Annotated in this window: 17 protein-coding genes; 2 read left to right on the forward strand and 15 right to left on the reverse strand. The window is 44.1% G+C overall.

Annotated features, from left to right (window positions below):
* Positions 1-6 precede the first annotated feature (6 nt).
* The 7 genes from NH462_RS15720 to NH462_RS15750 all read right to left on the reverse strand — a co-directional run bounded on the left by NH462_RS15720 (position 7) and on the right by NH462_RS15750 (position 9,743).
* The gene (locus NH462_RS15720) at positions 7-960 is read right to left on the reverse strand and encodes a sugar kinase (RefSeq protein ID WP_253106540.1); all 954 of its coding nucleotides are present in this window, start codon (positions 958-960) and stop codon (positions 7-9) included.
* The gene (locus NH462_RS15725; protein WP_253106541.1) at positions 957-2,387 is read right to left on the reverse strand and encodes a sodium:solute symporter family protein; all 1,431 of its coding nucleotides are present in this window, start codon (positions 2,385-2,387) and stop codon (positions 957-959) included. The genes NH462_RS15720 and NH462_RS15725 overlap by 4 nt, the downstream gene beginning before the upstream one ends.
* Positions 2,388-2,424: 37 nt before the next feature.
* A complete protein-coding gene (locus NH462_RS15730) occupies positions 2,425-2,811 on the reverse strand; it encodes a RidA family protein (RefSeq protein ID WP_010603922.1) in 387 nt (128 codons plus the stop codon).
* Between the two features lie 28 nt (positions 2,812-2,839).
* Entirely contained in the window at positions 2,840-4,306 is a 1,467-nt protein-coding gene (locus NH462_RS15735) for a D-aminoacylase (protein ID WP_253106542.1), read from the reverse strand.
* Complete coding sequence (locus NH462_RS15740) at positions 4,306-5,178, reverse strand: MurR/RpiR family transcriptional regulator (protein WP_253106543.1); 873 nt, start codon at positions 5,176-5,178, stop codon at positions 4,306-4,308. Before NH462_RS15740 ends, NH462_RS15735 begins: the two co-directional genes overlap by 1 nt.
* Positions 5,179-5,191: 13 nt before the next feature.
* On the reverse strand, positions 5,192-6,418 hold the full coding sequence (locus tag NH462_RS15745) for an alanine racemase (RefSeq protein ID WP_253106545.1): 1,227 nt from the start codon (positions 6,416-6,418) through the stop codon (positions 5,192-5,194).
* A gap of 106 nt (positions 6,419-6,524) precedes the next feature.
* Entirely contained in the window at positions 6,525-9,743 is a 3,219-nt protein-coding gene (locus NH462_RS15750) for a TonB-dependent receptor (RefSeq protein ID WP_253106548.1), read from the reverse strand.
* Between the two features lie 418 nt (positions 9,744-10,161).
* Here NH462_RS15750 and NH462_RS15755 point away from each other — a divergent pair, with 418 nt between their 5' ends.
* Positions 10,162-10,545, forward strand: a complete 384-nt coding sequence (locus NH462_RS15755; RefSeq protein WP_010375625.1) for a hypothetical protein — start codon at positions 10,162-10,164, stop codon at positions 10,543-10,545.
* 338 nt (positions 10,546-10,883) lie between these two features.
* On the opposite strand, the gene arfB is transcribed toward NH462_RS15755, so the two are convergent.
* The 6 genes from arfB to NH462_RS15785 form a co-directional block, all read right to left on the reverse strand.
* Positions 10,884-11,297: an alternative ribosome rescue aminoacyl-tRNA hydrolase ArfB gene (gene arfB, locus NH462_RS15760; protein WP_010375624.1), complete on the reverse strand. Its 414-nt coding sequence runs from the start codon at positions 11,295-11,297 to the stop codon at positions 10,884-10,886.
* 80 nt (positions 11,298-11,377) lie between these two features.
* On the reverse strand, positions 11,378-12,586 hold the full coding sequence (locus tag NH462_RS15765; RefSeq protein ID WP_253106550.1) for an FtsX-like permease family protein: 1,209 nt from the start codon (positions 12,584-12,586) through the stop codon (positions 11,378-11,380).
* A 10-nt stretch (positions 12,587-12,596) separates the two neighbouring features.
* A complete protein-coding gene (locus tag NH462_RS15770) occupies positions 12,597-13,928 on the reverse strand; it encodes an ABC transporter permease (protein WP_253106552.1) in 1,332 nt (443 codons plus the stop codon).
* Between the two features lie 9 nt (positions 13,929-13,937).
* A complete protein-coding gene (locus NH462_RS15775) occupies positions 13,938-14,627 on the reverse strand; it encodes an ABC transporter ATP-binding protein (RefSeq protein WP_010375622.1) in 690 nt (229 codons plus the stop codon).
* A 12-nt stretch (positions 14,628-14,639) separates the two neighbouring features.
* A complete protein-coding gene (locus NH462_RS15780; RefSeq protein ID WP_253106554.1) occupies positions 14,640-15,911 on the reverse strand; it encodes an efflux RND transporter periplasmic adaptor subunit in 1,272 nt (423 codons plus the stop codon).
* A gap of 245 nt (positions 15,912-16,156) precedes the next feature.
* Positions 16,157-16,960, reverse strand: a complete 804-nt coding sequence (locus tag NH462_RS15785) for a chromosome segregation ATPase (protein ID WP_010375620.1) — start codon at positions 16,958-16,960, stop codon at positions 16,157-16,159.
* Positions 16,961-17,052: 92 nt separating this feature from the next.
* Between NH462_RS15785 and NH462_RS15790 the strand changes: the two genes are divergently transcribed.
* On the forward strand, positions 17,053-17,952 hold the full coding sequence (locus NH462_RS15790) for a response regulator (protein ID WP_019647487.1): 900 nt from the start codon (positions 17,053-17,055) through the stop codon (positions 17,950-17,952).
* Here the strand turns inward: NH462_RS15790 and NH462_RS15795 are convergent.
* Together NH462_RS15795 and NH462_RS15800 are read right to left on the reverse strand one after the other, a co-directional pair.
* Complete coding sequence (locus tag NH462_RS15795) at positions 17,944-18,369, reverse strand: hypothetical protein (protein WP_253106556.1); 426 nt, start codon at positions 18,367-18,369, stop codon at positions 17,944-17,946. The two genes, NH462_RS15790 and NH462_RS15795, sit on opposite strands and share 9 nt — an antisense overlap.
* A 125-nt stretch (positions 18,370-18,494) precedes the next feature.
* Entirely contained in the window at positions 18,495-18,800 is a 306-nt protein-coding gene (locus tag NH462_RS15800) for a hypothetical protein (protein WP_248694190.1), read from the reverse strand.
* Positions 18,801-19,282 lie beyond the last annotated feature (482 nt).

Consider the following 19,282-nt stretch of genomic DNA (forward strand, 5'->3'; position numbering starts at 1 on the left):
ATGACACTATTCCTGAGTAACAAGCTTTGGCAGAAAGTCGGCGGATATCAGCGCGCCATGATGCTGGATCACCTCGGCGGCAACTTGGTGTGCAAAGTACGCAGCCGTTTGCAAATCGCAACCTTTCAGCCAATGTGCTAAAAACCCTGCCGCAAATGCATCTCCTGCACCACAGGTATCTAAGATAAGCTGCGGCGCTATGTTTTGCGCCGCGATATAAATGGGTGAATAATTATCAGGTGACACGAGCACGCATGGCTGAGCGCCTTGGCGAATAACTAAAAGTTGTGAGCGGTGCTTTTGATGCTCTGCGATTATTTCGTCCACATTTGCGGTGCCATACACTGCATATTCGTCCTCGTCGGTTAAAAATGCGATATTCGCCAGCGCCATTACAGCCTGATAACTCAATTTTGGGTTATCGCTACGCCAAAGGGTTTGGCGATAGTTGTTATCAAAAAAGATGAGTCCACCTCGATTTTTAAACGCAGCTAACGCCTCAAATAAGTGCTTTCTCTGCGACTCACATATAATGGCAAGGCTTATTCCAGAGAGATAAATTGCATCAATATCCTTGTTGTGAAGCGCCTGAGTTAAGGTCTCATCACGGTTAAAATACTGCCTTACAGGACTGTGTTCACGAGCAAAGGTAAAGCGTCGCTCTCCTTTCTCATCGAGCGTAATCCAGTACTCGCCAAGCGCGCTATGTGGTTCAAGCGAAATATAGTCTTGTCTGATGTTGGTGTTTGACAACATATCAAGCAAGTTTGTACTGGCCTTATCCGTACCGATGGCGCTGGCAAAACTGACTGCTATGTGGTTATCGTTGCTTTGCTTGAGTAACTGAGCCAAATACCAAGCCGTGTTAAAGGTATCACCGCCAAACGAGCTAGTCCCATCTGCTCTATGCTCCACCATGCATTCACCAAAGCACACTAACTGTTTTATTGTGCCTTTCATGATGCCACTTCCGTTTTTTCGGGCGATGCGGTAACACTGGGTTTTGTCACGATACTCGTCAATACGCCAAACACCAAAGCACTGATCAGCGCAGGAATAATCGGGTTACCAAAATAAGCCAGCCAATCGTCGTGCATACCAACAAGCAGGGCAGCCACTGAACCTGCCATCAAGGTGACTAAACTGCCTTGCCAAGTATAACCTTGCCAAAAGCGCCCCAATAACCCCATCACACAAAGCCCCGCTAATACAACGGAAATCATTTTGGTGATATAGCTAATTATGTCGCTCGACAACACCGCCATAAATAATGCCAGCGATACGGTAGTCAACATGGCTATACGAGAGACCAAAAGCGGATTGTGTGGCGCAATATTTCCCTTACACCAAGTCAGATAAATATCAGCAACCAACACACTGACTCCAGCAATGGCGTCGGAGCTGGCACTAGAAAGCGTTGCGGAAATACCCGCCAATAAAATAAAGCCACCAATCAACACTGGCATCGCCGTTAACGCCAAATAGGGAAAAGCAAATGAAGGGTTGTCTAAACTTGAGTTAACTGCATAAGCACCAATACCAATCACAGCAGGAATACATGAAAACCCTAAATAAAGTAATCCCGAGATAATAAACGACATACGAATACTGCTTATGCTTTTGGCGGAGTAGATCCGCTGCCTAAAGGATGGGGTTGCCAATACGCCCACCAGCACCGCCAGCGCCATTGAAATAGCAGGCAATAAACCAATATTTTGATATGAAAAGAGCCCAGCTCCCGCTGCAACCGAAGCGCTGGTTAGCGTTTGCCAACCACCGACCACCTCGACTACAAAGTAGGTCATCAACAAAAAGCCCGAAAACAAAATAACGGCCTGAATAGCATCCGTCCAGACTACCGCCGAATATCCACCTAAGGTCACATATACCGCAAGTCCCAGTCCAATAATCAGTTTTGCACTGTTCTCATCTAGCCCAGTGAGCCAGGCTAAATACATGCCCCCGCCAATCAAATGTGCGCCAAGCCAGCCGACACTCGCCGCGTAAATCAATATTGCTAAGAGCTTTTTAACGACTTGATGATTGCCTACATAGCTTGCTAACTCTTCACTCATTGTCGCGAAGCGCTCAGCCCTAACCGGCGCAAACAACCAAGCCAGCAATAAAATACCCAGCGCGCCGCCAATGCCATAAAGCGTGCCCGCCCAACCGTGTTGATAGGCAAAGCCGACCGCTCCCATCGACGAGCCGGTGCCGACCATAGTGGCAACGGTGGTGCCTAGCGTCAGCATCAGCGGTACTTTTCGCCCAGCTAATAAATAGTCGCAATTTGACCGTTGCCACCGAGATGCTAGCCAACTCACCATTATCATGGCAGATAAATACAACAGAAAAATAAGCAAATACACTTGCTGACTATCCGTCATGCCTCTCCTCCTGTGAACATTGTTGTTCGTATAACGTCTATTCGCCTTTGTAGCAGGTGACATCAACCTCAACTTTACAGTCCACGACTAAGTCGGCCACCATACAAATTCGCGCAGGAGGATGCGCTGAAAAATACTCTGCAAAAACCTTATTAAAGGACTGAAAATATCTTGCGTCAGTTAATACCACAGAAACATGCGTAACATGCTCAAGGCCATAACCTGCCTCGGTCATAATCGCGATACAGTTTTCTATGGCCAGACGCGACTGCTCAACAATGCCACCCTCAACCACTTCACCATCTCGCATTGGCGTTTGCCCCGAGACCTTTAACCAACCGCCGGCTTCAACTGCTCGCGCAAAGGGTAAATGTTGTCCACCAGTGCCCGTGCCGCCCTCAGCACCTATTCTTCTTATTGTCATGTTAACCCCTTGATGATTTTGATTCTTATTAGTTTTGACGCGTTAAAAATCGTCCTGCTCGGCCGAAATCGACAATGGTGTCTGCATTCGCACCCTCAACGTAGCTGAGCTTGCCATTCACCCAAACCTTCACTATGCCTGAGGCAAGTTGCTTTGGATTACTGTAACTTGCTTGGTCTAACACCCGATTGGGGTCAAATAACACCAGATCAGCAAAGTAACCAATTTGAATATTGCCACGTTGCCGCAGCTTAAAGCGTGCTGCTGGCAACGCTGTCATTTTGTAGATAGCCAATGCCAACGGCAGCGATTGTTGTTCTCTACAGTAATGTCCAAGCACCCGCGGAAATGTCCCCCACAATCTCGGATGCGGATGCGGATCGCACGGCAAGCCATCAGACCCCACCATGCTGTGTTCATAACTTAAAAACCGCTGCACATCATCTTCCAGCATACAGTGATACACAGCGCCCGCTGGCTGCAAGCGCTTTGCCGCTTCACGCTGAGGCACTTGCCATTGCGTAGCAATGTCTGCCAAGCTTTGCTGTGCAAGTTCTGGATGAGACTCCGACCAAGTAATAAAAATGTCCGTCTCCTCCGTTACTTGGTTAAGATCTAAGGTGCTTGAACTCGCGGCGTAAGGGTAGCAATCGCAGCTCACTGGATGTGTTTGCCTATGCAATTCAAAATGCGCTAATACCTCAGGTGCCCTGCCCCAATTCTCTCTACCAGCACATTTTATATGTGAGATAACCAGCGGCAATTTGGCATGCTCTGCCGTCGCAAAGGCTTCGTCCATGGCTCGGATGACTCCTTGAAATTCCGTGCGTAAATGCGTGGTATAGATACCATCAAATGGTGTAACAACCTCGGCCAACGCATTCACTTCTGCTTGATTTGCCCCCTTCGCATTGTAATAAGCAAGGCCAGTACTAAACCCTATCGCCCCCTGCGCCATCGCTTGATGCAGCAAGGTTTTCATCTGTTCAAGTTCTTGCGCATTGGCGGCTTGAGATAAATCCGTCATGACCTGCGCTCTGAGCGTTGTATGACCAACTAACATGGCTAAATTCACACTCGGAGCGGCGTTACTAAAGGCATGTTGATAATCCTGTAGTTCACGATAGGCGAATTCTGATTGCTCCCCGAGTAAGTTAATGGGGTCGAGCGGCACTTGATTTGTACAATAAGGCACTGCGCTAATGCCACAATTACCGGCAATGACGGTGGTGACACCTTGGCTCACTTTGCTCAGCATATGTGGGCCTCGCAGCACTTCAAGATCATCATGGGTGTGTACGTCAATAAAACCCGGCGCGAGCACTAAGCCCGTGGCATCGATGCATTGCTGTGCTTGCAAGTGGTTGCAGTTGCCAAGCGCAACAATTTTGTCTTTGCTAATCGCAACATCCACCACTTGCGCTTCAGAGCCTGGTTCAAAATACACCGTCGCGCCTTGAATGAGGGTATCAACATAAAGAGATGAGCTCAGCATTAATCCCCCAGCGGAAAGCGTTTATCGGCAGGTGGCATATTGCTGTTTTTATCTCGATGCTGATCTAACTGGGTTTTAAGCCGTCTGAGCTTTTCTCTTGAGCGCTTTTGATTACGGATGGCAACTTCGCTCGACAAGATATCCACCGCCGCCATCATGGTATAGCGTGCAGCGCTGGGCTTAAAGATGTAGTCACTTTCTTGAGTTTTGATGGGTAAATGATGATCGGCGATGTCCGCCAAGTCGCTCACTGGGCAAATAGCAATAACCTCTGCACCATACTCTTTGGCAATAAGCGCCGCCGCTTTCACATCAGGAGAAACACCACTAAGCGAGAGGCAAATCACCACATCCCCTTTATTCACGGTTGCGGCAACCATGCGCATCATCATAGGATCGGAGTGAGCATTACTAAGTACGTCCAAGCGAAATAAGCGATTTTGGCATTCTTGTGCCATCAGGCTGCTACCACCACCAACCCCAAAAATTAAGCAATGACGTGTGGCGCAAATCACTTCACTCGCTTGCTCCACCACCGCTTCATCGATTAATCCCGCATTGAGCGTGAGGATCTCCTGAATAGAGGTATAAACATGAGAAATCTTTTCTTTTTCAATTGGCTCAGGATTTGTAAAACGCTCACCAATTGCGGCTGATTGTGTTAGCTGAAACTTAAGGTCACGTACATTGGTACAGCCTAGGCTACGCGCTAACCGCGTAATGCTGGCGTGACTGACCTGTGCTTTTTCAGCTAGCTCGCTAATGGATGCGCTTGCAGCAAAGTTAAGCTCAGCCAAAATAAGCCGAGCGACTTTTTCTTCCGCTGGGCTAAAGTGCCCCAAACCTTCCTTAATTTTGCTAATAATGTCCACAGCTTCGCCTCAATTAAAAATAGGTAGAAATGGTTTGGGTGATCACCCAATCTCGCTCTACAACACCAATTTGTCGCCACTTGTCAAAGGTCAAACAAGGATGAGAAGTCGAAAAGCAGATCATATCGCCAACCTGTACCTCGCACCCAGATGCAATACTTACCATAGCATGTTGATCCATGATTGTTTCGACCTTTACCGCGCTGCCTAATGAGCACAGCTGCTTTGACGGCGGAGAGTAAATCAGCTCTGGTGTGGGCATGCCAGCATCAAATGCGACATCCCTTTTACCCATACCAACTATCGCGACGTCCGGCTCTGGAGTCGAAAGCACGTAAGCCCATATACTTAAGCTCGAGACCAAACTTTCCCCCAAACCGCAAGCGAGATTGCTCCGTGATAACACCGCTTGCTGCGCATCCTGATAGATCCCGGTATCGTGAATAAGGTAGCAGCCGGGACGGATCACAAAGCGAAATTGCTGAGCCTGTTCACTTTTGTTTAGTGTCTTTGTCACAACATCGTACCAAGCAGACCCCGCCCCCGTGATAATAGGTAACGCCTTTGAAAACGTGTCTTTTTGTCGTAAATCTGCCGCCGTTTTTATTACTGAACTAACGAATGTGGCAATCCTTTGCTCGGCATTATGGCCGTGGATCACGCCTTCATAAAACCCAATGCCTGCTACCTCTAGACTAGCATACTGTTGGCATACATTGACTAGCTGCACTAACGTTGCAAGATTGCGCCAACCAGCGCGACCACCTTCAACTCCCACCTCGAGTAAAATGGAAATACGCAGCGAATGCCGGGTAAAAAATGTGCCTACGGCATGGGCATTTGCAATAGAGTCAACAAAACAATAGAGCTCAACGTCAGTATCAGTAAGCATGCTAGCAACTTGCTTCATATGATATTCGCCAACAAGTTGATTCGCTAAGATCACTCGTTTTGCGCCCGCGACTATGGCTACGGAAACTTGCGGCACGGTCGCTACCGTGATGGCCCATGCGCCATGTTCAAGCTGTAGTTTAAATAATGCTGGTGACATCGTTGTCTTGCCGTGGGGTGCCAATAACACTTGGCTTTCCTTTGCAAAATTCGCCATCCAATTCGCGTTGTGGCTGATGGCGTCTTGCTTTATCACTGCAACTGGCAAACTTACCTGCTCTGCGAGAATATCCCAGCCGCCATCTTCTAGTTGTTGTGGGTCGCCAGTGCCTTTCGCTAATATTGCCATCGTATATTCAAATCCTTGAGTTTAAACATTAATTCCCCACGTCAAAATAGCACATTGACTCACTGCGATTGGTATCAGGCCAAGCTGCACTTGGCCCTTGCTGACATTAAAAAGTCGCACGGACGCTCAATGCGAAACGCCTATCCGTGGTAAAGTTGAGTGCCTGCGTTTTTGTCCCAGCTTGGTCCATCTGATACTTGGTTTTGGTTTCCGTATCCAATAAATTGCTGGCTTCAAAACCCACTTTCCAATGGTCGTTGATGGTGTAATACAAGCTTGCGTCCATCATACCTGACGCCTCTGCATAGGCAGGGACATACTCTTCAGACTCCCTAAGTGTGAGCAAATACTCAGAGCGCCAAGTGTATGCAAGGCGAAAAGAAATATCCTCGTACTCATACATACCGATGATATTAAAGTTTTGGTCAGAGTAACCTTGTAGCGGCAAACCTCCAAACACTCGGAAGGTATTCCGATTATCGCTCAGCGGGTTACCATTTTCATCGAAACCAAGCGTGCCTTTAGAGACTTCATTTGGATCTTCAAGTCCATCTTGATCGATATAGGTAAAGTTAAGTTGCAAACCTAAACCGCTCCATGCACCCGGTAACATGTCGTAGAATTGTGAGTAGGAAAACTCCATCCCACGAATGGTGCCAGAGCCCGTGTTAGCAGGGCCGTAAGCAGAGACATCATAATCTTCGCCGCCATAAGACACATCAAGATCAAAGGCGCGGCTACGGATTATATTATCTAGCTTTTTGTGGAATAGCCCTAACGTTACATAACCTGCGGACGCGAAATACCATTCGGTAGTTAAATCGATATTGATTGCTTCTTCAGGCTCTAAATAAGGATTCCCTGAAAGCGCCGTTAGACTGATATCGTCTAGCCCAACAACGGGGTTAGTTGCCTCGTCGTAATCAGCGCCGGGAGTTTGTAGCACGCGAGTGTAATCCAAGTTAAGAATACTGATATTTCTGGCATCAACTAAGCTTGGGTAATACAACGCTTTTGATGCACCAAATCGCACCACTACGTCTTCTGATACACCAAAACTCAAATTTAAGCTCGGAAGCAAAGTGCTATAATCTGTGCCATCAACGGTACTGAGTTCGGACTCTCCCCCTGCAATGTCGTAATATCGCTTATATTCTGCCTGCTGCATCACATTATTGAGTGATGTCCCCTCTTCACCACGTTTGATGAGAGCGGGTTGCACCAAAGCGCCCGTAGACTCAAGTTGATAGTTTACGTAGCGCAGACCAACGTTGCCCACCACAGGAATGTCTTGAAACTCGAAGTCAAAATCACCGCGAATGTAAAATTCAGTACGCTTCTCGTTAGTCGAACTTATATTGTGCGCAGCGAATGGGCCTTCAACGCGATTGGGTTTGTCTTCATAAGGTACATAAGTGCCAGAGCATGTGCCGTTGTTTGCCGCACTGTTGGTAGCATTGTGCCAACCATCACGACAACCTTGGCGCAAAGACTCGGCGTAGTTTTTCACCAGATCCATACTTGGGAACAAGAAGTTATTGACTGGCCCCTGTAATACCTGACCATTGTAATAATCTGAAAAATCAACGCGCTCAAATAATTCTGGACGATTTACCGCCGCGGCGGCATTCCGGTCATCTTGGATCCATGGGGTGCCAATTGCAGACCAACCCTCGTAAGCCGTATCTCGTACGGTTAGGTCTTTATCTGACATATAAAAACCGGAACTAACACTCGTGAAATGACCGTCTAGCTCATACTTAAAATCCAGTTTAACGCTGTCTGATTCTGCGGTATTGCGCTCAACCTGCTCCATACCGCTGCCCAAAAACAGGTTAGGCACAGGTCCATTCCAATCTTCATTGGGTGACCAACCTGCCGTTAGAATATTGTCACTGAGAAACTCTACTGTCGGCCTTGAGCCACGCATATCGAGGAAATAAGGCGAGACAACGTGGACATGGTTTCCCCGTGTTTGACCCGACATACTGTAGTTTTGCACTTCTTTGTCGGAGTCGATCCGCTGGTAATCAAAATCGACAGTCAACCTATCTATTGGTTTTAACGTTAGCTTAAATGAAGTGTCCTTCACGGTATTTTCGTTGTAATTCCAGCGGCTACGATAAAAGAACGGTGTTTCTGGGCTCACGCCAAGAGCGATACCGGAAGTCACAAAACCATCATCTGTAGTTAGTGGATGGCCACTTTCCGTACTTTCAGTCCAATTTTGTGAAGACCCCATAAAACCTTTAAAGCCTTGAGCTGCTTGTCCTATTTGGCGCTCGTTCCACTCAAGAGACGCTTCTGAGCGAATGTGCTCTAATGTCGCAACTATAGTCTCATCGGCATTTGCCCACTGCAGTGAAGAGGTTAAGCCGGTACGTTCACGGTCATTAGTTGCTGTGCTCATATGGATAGCAACAGGCACATGCCATACACTGCCAGCTGGTTGCCCTGGTAAAGCGGGGCCATCTACAGGCGACGACGGATCAACGCCTGTTATGCCACCCCATTGATCCAAGGTAGGAATAAAGGAATCGCCTCGAGAGTGGAAATTGCCAAGGCCAACACCATCTCCTCGAGTCTGATATTCTGATGAAGAAGCCGCAATTAAAAATCCGAACTTACCTGCGCTGGTTTCCCAACTGTCGGAAAACAACGCTGAAAACGAAGGCGTCACTTCTTCTCTAAAGTCGCCATAGTTGGCCTTTACATTGAACGAAATAAGCCTCTCATCAGAGTCAAATGGTTTGCGGGTGATGAGGTTTACCGTCCCGGATATACCGCCTGAAATAAGATCCGCAGTTTGGTTTTTAACCACTTCCACTGCGCCTAGCAATTCAGCAGGAAAATCTTCATAGCTCAAACCGCCTGACGGATTTGCACTAAAAGCGTCTCTGCCATTCACCTCAGAGCGAACCCTGTCTAGGCCACGAACCAGCACGCCGGTACCTTCATCGGCATAATGTTTAGGGTCATCGGATGATGCAAATCGCTCAATCGTAACACCCGGCACACGCTGTAGCGCTTCAGTCACCGATTTGTCTGGTAATGCCCCGATATCTGACGCCGTAATTACGTCTTTGACCGTATCAGCGAAGCGCTTAATGTTTTGGGCGCTATTGATACTGCCTCGGATCCCGCGAACTTCAATGACTTCAACCGCTTCATTCTGTTCTGAGACTTTGACATCGCTGTCATTTTGACCCACAGTTTCAGCGGCAACCCAAAGTGGAGAAAGCCCAAAAAGTACAGACGAAACCGCAAGGCTCAGTTTGCTTCGTTTAGGGTTATGTTTACCAATATCGGTGACTAGTTTTGACATTTTATTGTTCCTTTCTTCTTTTTAAAAACCAGTGAAAAAGCCAGCAATGCCATCACTAGCACCACAGCCCAAAAACCTACCACACAGCGACGTGCTCTAAACGCCCCCAACACATCACATGTTACTTACTAACAAAAAATCAAGATAACATTGTTACTTTTTAACATTGCAGACTAAAAAGCAAACACTTTTTGTGAAAAATTTGGATGTGTAGACTATAACTTTGAAATATAAGGAATTAAAATTAGTTACAACCCACACTTAAAATAGGTTAAAAACGCAAATGCTTAACTAATTAGAGAAAATAAAATGATTTTTCGTGGTTCAGACTTGGAGCTTTATGAACAAAAAATACAGTAGATAACAGCCTCATGAACTATGCTACCTTTACAGGCTTTATCATTATTCGGAACCTACTATGTGCGACCTAAAACATGCATTTGAAGCAATAAATATTTACCAAATACAATATTCTCAAGTCGACAAACTTTGGGGCTACTTTAGCGTCGTAACGTTAGCGATGTGTGGATTCGCTATAGGTGGTAAAATACCATCGAGTTCAACACATGTAGAGGCTATCGCAATAGTTTTAGCATATCTCGTTTTCTGTATTGGAAATCATCAAGCGCTTGTTGCAGGTCAAAAGCAACTAGAACAATTCGCAGCGATTGCACGCTCATGTGCTCTTAAAGTGGAATTAGAGGTAAGTTCAATTACACCTATACCTCACGATAAAGTTAAAAAATTTCATCTCAGTGTAATCATAGCCGTAAGCTTAGGAGTTTTAGTTATAACATTATGATGAATTCTTCCTTAAACTTGCAGCTTTATTCATCGCCTCCAGCTTTGCCATTTAATCTGAGCTTCGGATAATTGATGCCTTTCTAGCAGCCAGCTTTAGCGTTAACTGCGTTGAATTCACATCCAATAGCCTGCTATCGCTGTGTAAATTCGTCTTACCTACCGAATGTAGGTACCAGAGCAGTAACAGTACACGAGAGCGGAGTTATCCCCAGCTAGATAGGGAAATAATTTAACGTGAGTTAAAAACAATGAGAGAACTCATTCCTTATCCAAACCTCAGGTTATTTAGGTACTTTGAATTGAAAAAAGAAGTAACATGAAATTTAATTAGGCACTTTACCAGTTCACTGACCCCCTCAGTGATTTGGTTTGGCCACGTTTGGTCTTTTGATTCAGACGTTTCTTTTGCGAGCTTTTTGTTGGCTTGGTTGCTCTGCGTGCTTTTTCAACTTTAGTGGCTTCTAGGATCAGTGTTTTTAGCCGCTCCAAGGCATCTTCCTTATTTTGCTCTTGAGTACGAAAGCTCTGTGCTTTAAGCACAATGACACCCTCTTTGGTCACTCTAGAGTCTTTAAGTGCAAGTAGACGCGCTTTGTAAAAGTCAGGCAGTGTTGAGCGATTGATATCAAACCTAAGATGAATGGCGCTGGAGACTTTATTGACGTTTTGCCCACCCGCACCTTGGGCGCGAATAGCGGAAATATCGATTTCCCACTCTGCTAGAGTGACATTATTTGAGATTTTAAGCATAGTAATTTCAAGCCTCCGTTTGCCATTTTAGCAAAGTAACAGAGGGCTTGAAATAGCAGCGGTAAGCGCGGAGTGTGTAGCTATGCTGTTCGAGTTGCGATAGCTGGCGGCACTCTTGCAGCAACCATAGCAGGGTAAGTCACCGCCAACTGACCTGCGAGCAACATTACTACCGCACCTGCAATCAAATAATCACTGGGTACACTGGTGAGCCCAAAGTAATTAACCAAATAAATATTCGCAGTGATTGCGATGATTATGCCCAGTGTAATGCCAAATAAAGACACCACCGCATTCTCAATCATAAAGTAACGTAGAATATCGGCCTGAGTTGCCCCAAGTGCACGACGAGTACCGATTTGCTTACGACGTTTATAAACGGTGTATCTTGCCTGCCCAAATATACCCAGCATTGTTACGCACGCCAGAGCTGCGATCACCGCTTTTAGCGTTTGGCTCACCGCATAATCCGCTTGTAAGTTTTCCGTTTTTATTTGCTCGAAGGATTTAAAGGCATCAAGTTGACGACCAGGCTTTGTAAGCATTAAGGCTTGAACTTCTTCCATTGCAACTTCTCTTTGGCCAGGTTTTGCTTTTACTACTATGATGCTTTCTTCATAATGTTCTCTAACCGAACTTATTACAGTCATATCGTAAGCGTACCAAAACCGCCAAGGTGACTTCATTGTCTCTACTATTCCCACCACTTTCTGCGGCACAAATGCAACGTAAATGGTTTCTCCAACAACGCTGCGCCAATCGTTAGGACGGATTTTATGAGCCAAATCCTGCGAAATTAACACGCTGGCTGATTCCATATGGCCGTCAAAATACGTATGCACCACATCGTTATGTTGTAAGTTTCTACCTGCAACCACCCTTAGTCCAAGCGTATCTACAATGGTGTCGTCAGAACCATAATAGCCAGCATGAGTAATCCGAGCTTCCTTTTCAGGCGTCAACGCGACATTGAGTGAACGCCCCCAATTAATGAGTGGCAAACTGGTTATCGTACTAGCACTTTCAACACTGGCTAGTGCACGGATATCGGCAAGGTCGGTATCAAGAGCTGCATTTTTTTCGTCATCGCTACCTTCAAAATTAGTTCTAAAACTGAACAACTGGTTCTCGGCCAACCCTGTAGGTTGCACCAATTCTTGTTCTTTAAGCACCATCATATAAATGGCATTAACCAAAATTGTAAATGTCAGCGCAATTTGCAATATCAGTAGTAGCGGAGAAGCCTTATTTTTGTTTAAGGTTTTTAAAATTGGCAACAAATCTCTCATGGTCATGCTCCTACAGGCTTTTTAGCTGACTAGATGGTTGTACTTTTGCCGCATGTAAAGTCGGTAGCAAACCAAAAGTTACAGCACTCGCCACGGCCAATGCAATCGTCATGATGACGATGCCTGTGGTCATTTCAAGCATCTCAGCATAAAGATGACTGTATAATTGCGCAGTGACACTCAAGCCAATTTGCGCAAGTAGCAGCCCAAGTATCCCGCCCAATAGCCCAATAATACAGGTCTCAACAGTAAACTGAGCGACAATATCTTGCTTAGAAGCCCCAACCGCTCTACGAAGCCCAACCTCACCTGCTTTACCATGAAACTTTGCGACCATCATTGCCATACAGTTCAGCAGACAAACCGCAAGAAATGCAAATGCAAGCCACACTGCTACATTGCCATCATCTTTGATAATTTTTCTTTCAATTAATTGCTCCTTCACATTAAATAACTGATGTAAAGGCTCTCGTAAAAAGCGACCATACTCTCTTTGTTCCATCGAGTAATTAACCAAAAAGTCCATGTAATTATCACGCTCTGAAGCGGAGCTTAATTCCACCCAATACGAAACCCACACACATTCAGATGCTAAAATTGCCGAAAATGAGTCATCAGCGGGTTCTTTCCAGCATTGATAAGACACGTCTGAGCCAGTCCACAACTCGTTATTGATTTGCGTTTGAAACGGGACAATAACGTCTCTAGGTTTGTTGAATGCACGAGTTCTGTAATCAAAAAACTTGGGGATGGGATACCAATCGTCGGTAACACCAACCACTCGGTACTGCAAGTCCCCTAAGAGCAATGACTTACCGACGGAGTTTTCTCCACCAAATAATTTATCATTCAGCTCGCTACTGATCACTGCAACTTGCAGCCCATCCTGATCGGCAATCTCATCCCATGCACCACCAAACTTGAACGGCACCTCAAACATGTTGAACATATCACGGTATGCACTTCTAATTGGGGTCATTTTCGCTTCAGTGATTGACTGCTCTGTGGTGCGAGTCATCATTTTGAAACTACCAAGAGGCGTTTGATTAACGCCCTGTTTCGCATCTTGTAGATTTACTGCATCTTGATAAGTAAGAATAAAAGGTGGAACTTCTTTCCCTTGGGAAATATTGAACGGCTTATCTGGGCCATAGCTATTCAATCGAACATTAAACAAGCGATCACTTTTTGTAGGGATCGGATCTTTTTGTAGCAGATAACTCACTGTATAAGTTGTCATTGCTGCGCCAATTCCAATCGCGATTGTCATAATCATTAACAACGATAAAAAAGGCGTTTTCCGTAATGAGATAAGCGCTAATTTGAGATAGTAACTAAGCATAACTTATCCTTAAGCAATGGCCTTATCGAAGTTCTTTCTCTCGCTCAACATACCATCACGGATTTCAATAATACGCTGAGCTTTTGCCGCCTGTTGAGCATCATGAGTCACCATCACAATGCTTGTTCCCTGCGCATTGATATCTTTGAGCAGTTCCATAATACCATCGGCCATTTTACTATCTAAGTTGCCCGTTGGCTCATCGGCGAGTAGAAAGGACGGTTTACCAGCTATCGCTCGAGCAATTGCTACCCGTTGCTGCTGACCTCCAGACAGTTGCGATGGGTAATGCGCTTTGCGTGATGCAAGACCCACTTTATTCAACGCATCCATGATCCGCTCGTGGCGCTCTTTTGATGATAATTTGCGATAGCGTAAGGGCATATCAACATTATCGTAAAGGTTTAACTCAGGAATTAAATTAAAGCTTTGGAAAATAAAGCCGACTTTTTCATTACGCAGCTTTGACTTGGCTTTATCACTTAACTTTTCAACATTGACACCATCCAGCTCATAACTGCCATCGCAGAAGTCCTCTAATAAGCCGGTGATATTTAAAAAGGTTGTTTTGCCCGAGCCTGAAGGACCAATAACGGCGACAAATTCTCCTTGCTCTATACTCAAGTCAAATGGCTGCAAAGCTTGAGTTTTTATTGTGTCTGTATAGTAAGCTTTTGATAGGTGGCGCATGGATAGCATGTTGCAGCTCCTTTATTGAATTATTTTCACACTAGGGGCATCTTTAAAGATTCGTGCGTCAGAGGTGATAACCTGATCGCCGATATTAAGCCCCGATAGTACTTCTACTTGTCCAATACTTCTCAATCCAATCTTTATTGGCGTTTTGACAGCCGTGCCTTCTTTTACCACATAAGCAAACTGGCCATTGTATGCTTCCAAATATTGACCATGTGGTAGGTAGGCAATATTTTCTTTTTGTTCGAGTACAATTCGACTTGTTAACCTTTGGTTTTGCCTTAATCCCTGAATTGTGTCGTCTCTAAATCGGATTTTTCCGGCAACGCGGCCATTTTCAATTTCAGGCGAAATGGCAACGATTTCACCACTATAAACATCACCATTGAGGTTAACCTCGGCTAACATTCCTAAAGCTAAATCATCTGAATAGCTCTCAGGTATTTGTACCTCTATTTCGTATTTGGAGAGGTCGACTACGCTTAATAGTGGCTGATTTTTAGCCACAGAATTTTTTTGCTCGACTACTAAATTACCAACGAGCCCCCCTACTGGTGAGACAACTTTAAGCGCATCGACTTGCCTTTCAAGCTCAGCTACTTTGACTTTTTGTGCCTCAAGTTCAAGCTCTTTGGTCCGAATCTCAAACTTCTGACTTTCTTTTTGCAATTCAACTTCTTTAATTGCTAAGCGATATTCCCGCAGCGCATTTTCGAGATCATCTTTGGCTTTTTGATAATCAATATCACTGACAACTTGAGTTTTTAAACCATCTTCAGAGCGACGCATTTCACGCTTAGCTGCATTCAATACAACGGTAGCCTTACCTAAATAGTTTTCCTGCGCTAAGTCTTGTTTTTTAGCCTGAATGATCTGTCGCTGAAGTTCAGTATCTAACTGATTTAGCTTAGCTTGATGCTGTGCAAACTCGCTCTTTAATTCCGGGCTATCTATTACGGCAAGGGTTTGGCCTTCAATAACGCTATCTCCCGATTCGACCAAATAGGTAACAGTCCCTTGAGCAGGGCTATATATTGTCGGACGCCGTGCTGCGACGACTTTTCCCTGAACAGAAATATCGCGAACAAAGTCACCTTGTTTAACAGCTGAAATATGAATTTTATCGCTTGAAACTGCTGTTTGACCGCTTGCCCATTGCTCAACAATTGGTGCAAAAAAGAAAACAGTAATTAATATGAGAATACTTGCTACCGCTATCAATATTTTATTTTTTTTAGGTCTTTCAACCTCAGAATCTTGAGCACTTGTATCTGGAATATAGGCCATGAAATAATCCTTTTACCATTGCCTTTGTTATTGAGAAATATGCACTTTACAAGTACTTTTCACAGCTATTCACTCAACTAGCGCTTACGTCACTTGATAGAGTTTGAAATCGAGTGAGTGTATCTTTTTCGTCACTTTTCAAGTGAAGAAAATCTCAAAAGATAAAAAGCAAAACAGGTAATGTGAGTGCCTAAACCTTACACAAACTCAAGACTAATGTCACGAGAAATAAAACACTTTGTTAACTATTTGGTTTGATTCTTGACGACTTCCAAATATCGGCTTTCTATAAATTTCTTCTCTTTGGACAAGTGCTCAAGTGCTTCTCGGGTTTGCTCTAACTCTTTTTGAATAGCTTGCAACTTTGGACCATCTTCAACCTCTTGTTCTTGAACCATTAGCTGTTGCAGAGCCTGACTTTGTTCGGCAATTTGTCTTTTGTATTCATTGATAGTTTGAGACATATCTTGGCGCTCTTTTTCAAAGGTTGCGACCAGTTGCTCTAGCTCTTGCTCGGACGTACCTCCCACAGACTTAGAGGCTTCTAGCTGCTGCTTTAATGTGTCATTCTCTTTTTGTAGTTCCTCTGTAGACTCATATTGGTCATATAGTTTTCTTCTCGTTTGCTTAAGTCGCTCTAAACTTTTCGACAAATCTCCTCGAAGTTTTTTTATTAGCCGGTGCGATTTAAGTAACTTACTATTTAAATCATCCATGCGGGTTTGCTCTTCTGGCGAGATATGATCCTGTGTTGAGCGTTTAACCTCAGCTAATTGCTGCTCTAAGTGGATTTGTAAGTTAGCCAATTCTTGAATGGTGTGTTGGTTATCTTCGACAAACTTCATTGACTTGTTAATTGCATCACGACAATGCTGAAGCAGATACTGTTGCTCTGCGTTGGATGTCCCAGCTCCACCAGCAGCCTTTGCAAACAATCTAAATTCTCGAAGGATTAACAGCAAAATATAAAACCAAAAAGCTAATATCAGTAGCCCGATATTCACCGCCATATAGATAAATACATCAACTGGTAGTTTGCCTAGAAACATATTACGCACTCATTATTTTCTTACTTTCATTTTAGTATTGGTTAAAAATCGTGCCTATAATAAATCTATATTTTTCAATAAAGTGGTAATGTGTGAAGATATTGCTCGTGGATGACAGTGCAGCAACACTTGAGATTATTCGTCGCGGTTTAGTGCGTTTTAGATATCGCAAGCTGTTGATAAAGAAAGCACAAAGCGCAAAAGAAGCATTAAAGATTATCGGTTCTTGGCATCCAGATATTGTATTGACCGACTGGCATATGCCCGATATTTCAGGACTCGCTCTCGTCAAAGCAATTAAACAAAAACAGCTTGATGTCACTATGGCGATGGTAACGACTGTCGACGATCGTGAGCAAATTAAGCTCGCCCTTGACTATGGAGCGGCGTTTGTACTGTCAAAGCCGTTTGCTGACGACGACCTTCATAACAAAATCATGCCGCTGGTCAAAGCCGCGGAAGAAAGCAGCAAAACAAGAGAAATTCATACGCTACATAAAGGCGTGCCCTTGCCTCAAGTTGGTCAACTTGAAAAACTAATGAACAAACATATTGATACAGAGCTGAGACTCTATCAGGTACATCAAATGGAATATGATCCCGATAACCTTCCTTGTGTTATGGTCGCATACGAAGATCCTAGCAGCCAGAAAGTTCGCGCAATCGGAATATTTGATGTGTATTCGGTCTGTGTGCTTGCCGCATCCACAGGGAATCTAACTGATCAAGCAGGGTTTGAAGCGATTCATCAACATCAGATAACAGACAACATGTTAACCGCCTGCCACTCAGCACTAAACTCTACGTCTTATGCATTTCTAGATGGTATAACCAGAAGGAGCCTTAGAGTAAAAACCCTACAGTTGGTCACTAAGCCTTTTCCTAAGCTAAAACGCTTGTATAAGTCCGCAGCAAACATGCGCATCGATTTATGTTGCCAACGTCCAAATATGGCGCAAGGTAAAATATTGTTGGTTGGATTTTTAAGCTAACGCTTTAAGCAAAATGCCAGGAGCGGTTATCCCAGCTTCTTTTAAAGCTTTTTGGATATTTTTGGTTAGTTCAATAACTTGATTCTGCATACGTAAAATATATTCAAGCTTTTGTGTAACTAGCTCCGCTTTCATTTCATCTGAATAAGCGTCATTTGCTTTTAGCTCTTCGAGTAATTTTTGCGCTTCCTTTATTTTCTCTCTGAGTTCTTCTAGCTTTTCAACCATTTTTTGAATGTGGGGTGGTAGTGGAGCTTCTTCCTGCTCCTCTCTTACCTCTTCTCCAGATAACTTAGACATATCTTTTTCTGATAGTCTGAGTGGTTTAGATTCTGTCGCTTCTTCAACCTTGGTTTTCTGCTCCATCTTACTCGTGGTTGATTTAGCTTCTAAGTGAATTAAAAAGTTCACGTTCATTGTCTTTGGCCAATATGATTTCCTTTGACCTACATATCGGTAATTTATCGAGGATCGTTAAGAAAAATTGCGCGGCTTCCTTGCCGCTGCAAGTGCTTGGGAATGGAATCACTCGGTACTGAAAACTAACCGAGTTTAAAATAATTCTGTTTTAAGATTTGCTTGCAATTGCGTAATGCCCGATTTAATGCCTGCAGCAAAGTTTTACCTTTTGCCTTGACCTTTAATGTTGGTAATCCGGGTAATAAAAGCTCAATTTGGCATAAGGTAAACTTGCCAATCTGCTTGTCCACGTGTTTTTCAATTCGTACATTTATTTTTCGAATATTGTTTGCATAGCCGCACAACGCTTCATTTATTGCTTTAGAAAAAGTGACTTTACTAGACACCGCTATCGGCTCATTTACACCAACAAGGTTCAATTTCATCATTACCTCAGACAATCGCATCAAATATAACTTTGTTGAAACTGAGAATGACTCGAACTAAAAACGCTTACGCTATCCGGTACATTCTCTCAACTACTACTTGTTTGTGCCGTGAGATCAAATCTACTAATGTTCAAAAAAAGAAAAAAGCTGATTATATCTAACTTAAAGTAAGATTTTTACGAACTAAAATTCGCTTTAATTTTTATCCGATTGATAATATTTCTATATTTTTGGATGATTTTTACAGTAAGCTGAGTTGACATTATTCAAAAAACAAACGAATCTAAGTTTGCTAACCAACTATTCGAAAGGAGTAAAAAGTGAAACTAAGTCTAAAATCCAAAAAACTAAAAGAATTAGATACTGACAAAATATTACCGCAGAATAAGACAAAGGACATAGCAGGTGGGATGCCGTCGTCGAACTGTAAAACGCTGTATATCACAAGCTGCCAAATTCACTAGACTAACTGGAAACCAAAG

This window comes from Pseudoalteromonas sp. OANN1, assembly GCF_024124685.1.
GTDB lineage: Bacteria > Pseudomonadota > Gammaproteobacteria > Enterobacterales > Alteromonadaceae > Pseudoalteromonas > Pseudoalteromonas piscicida.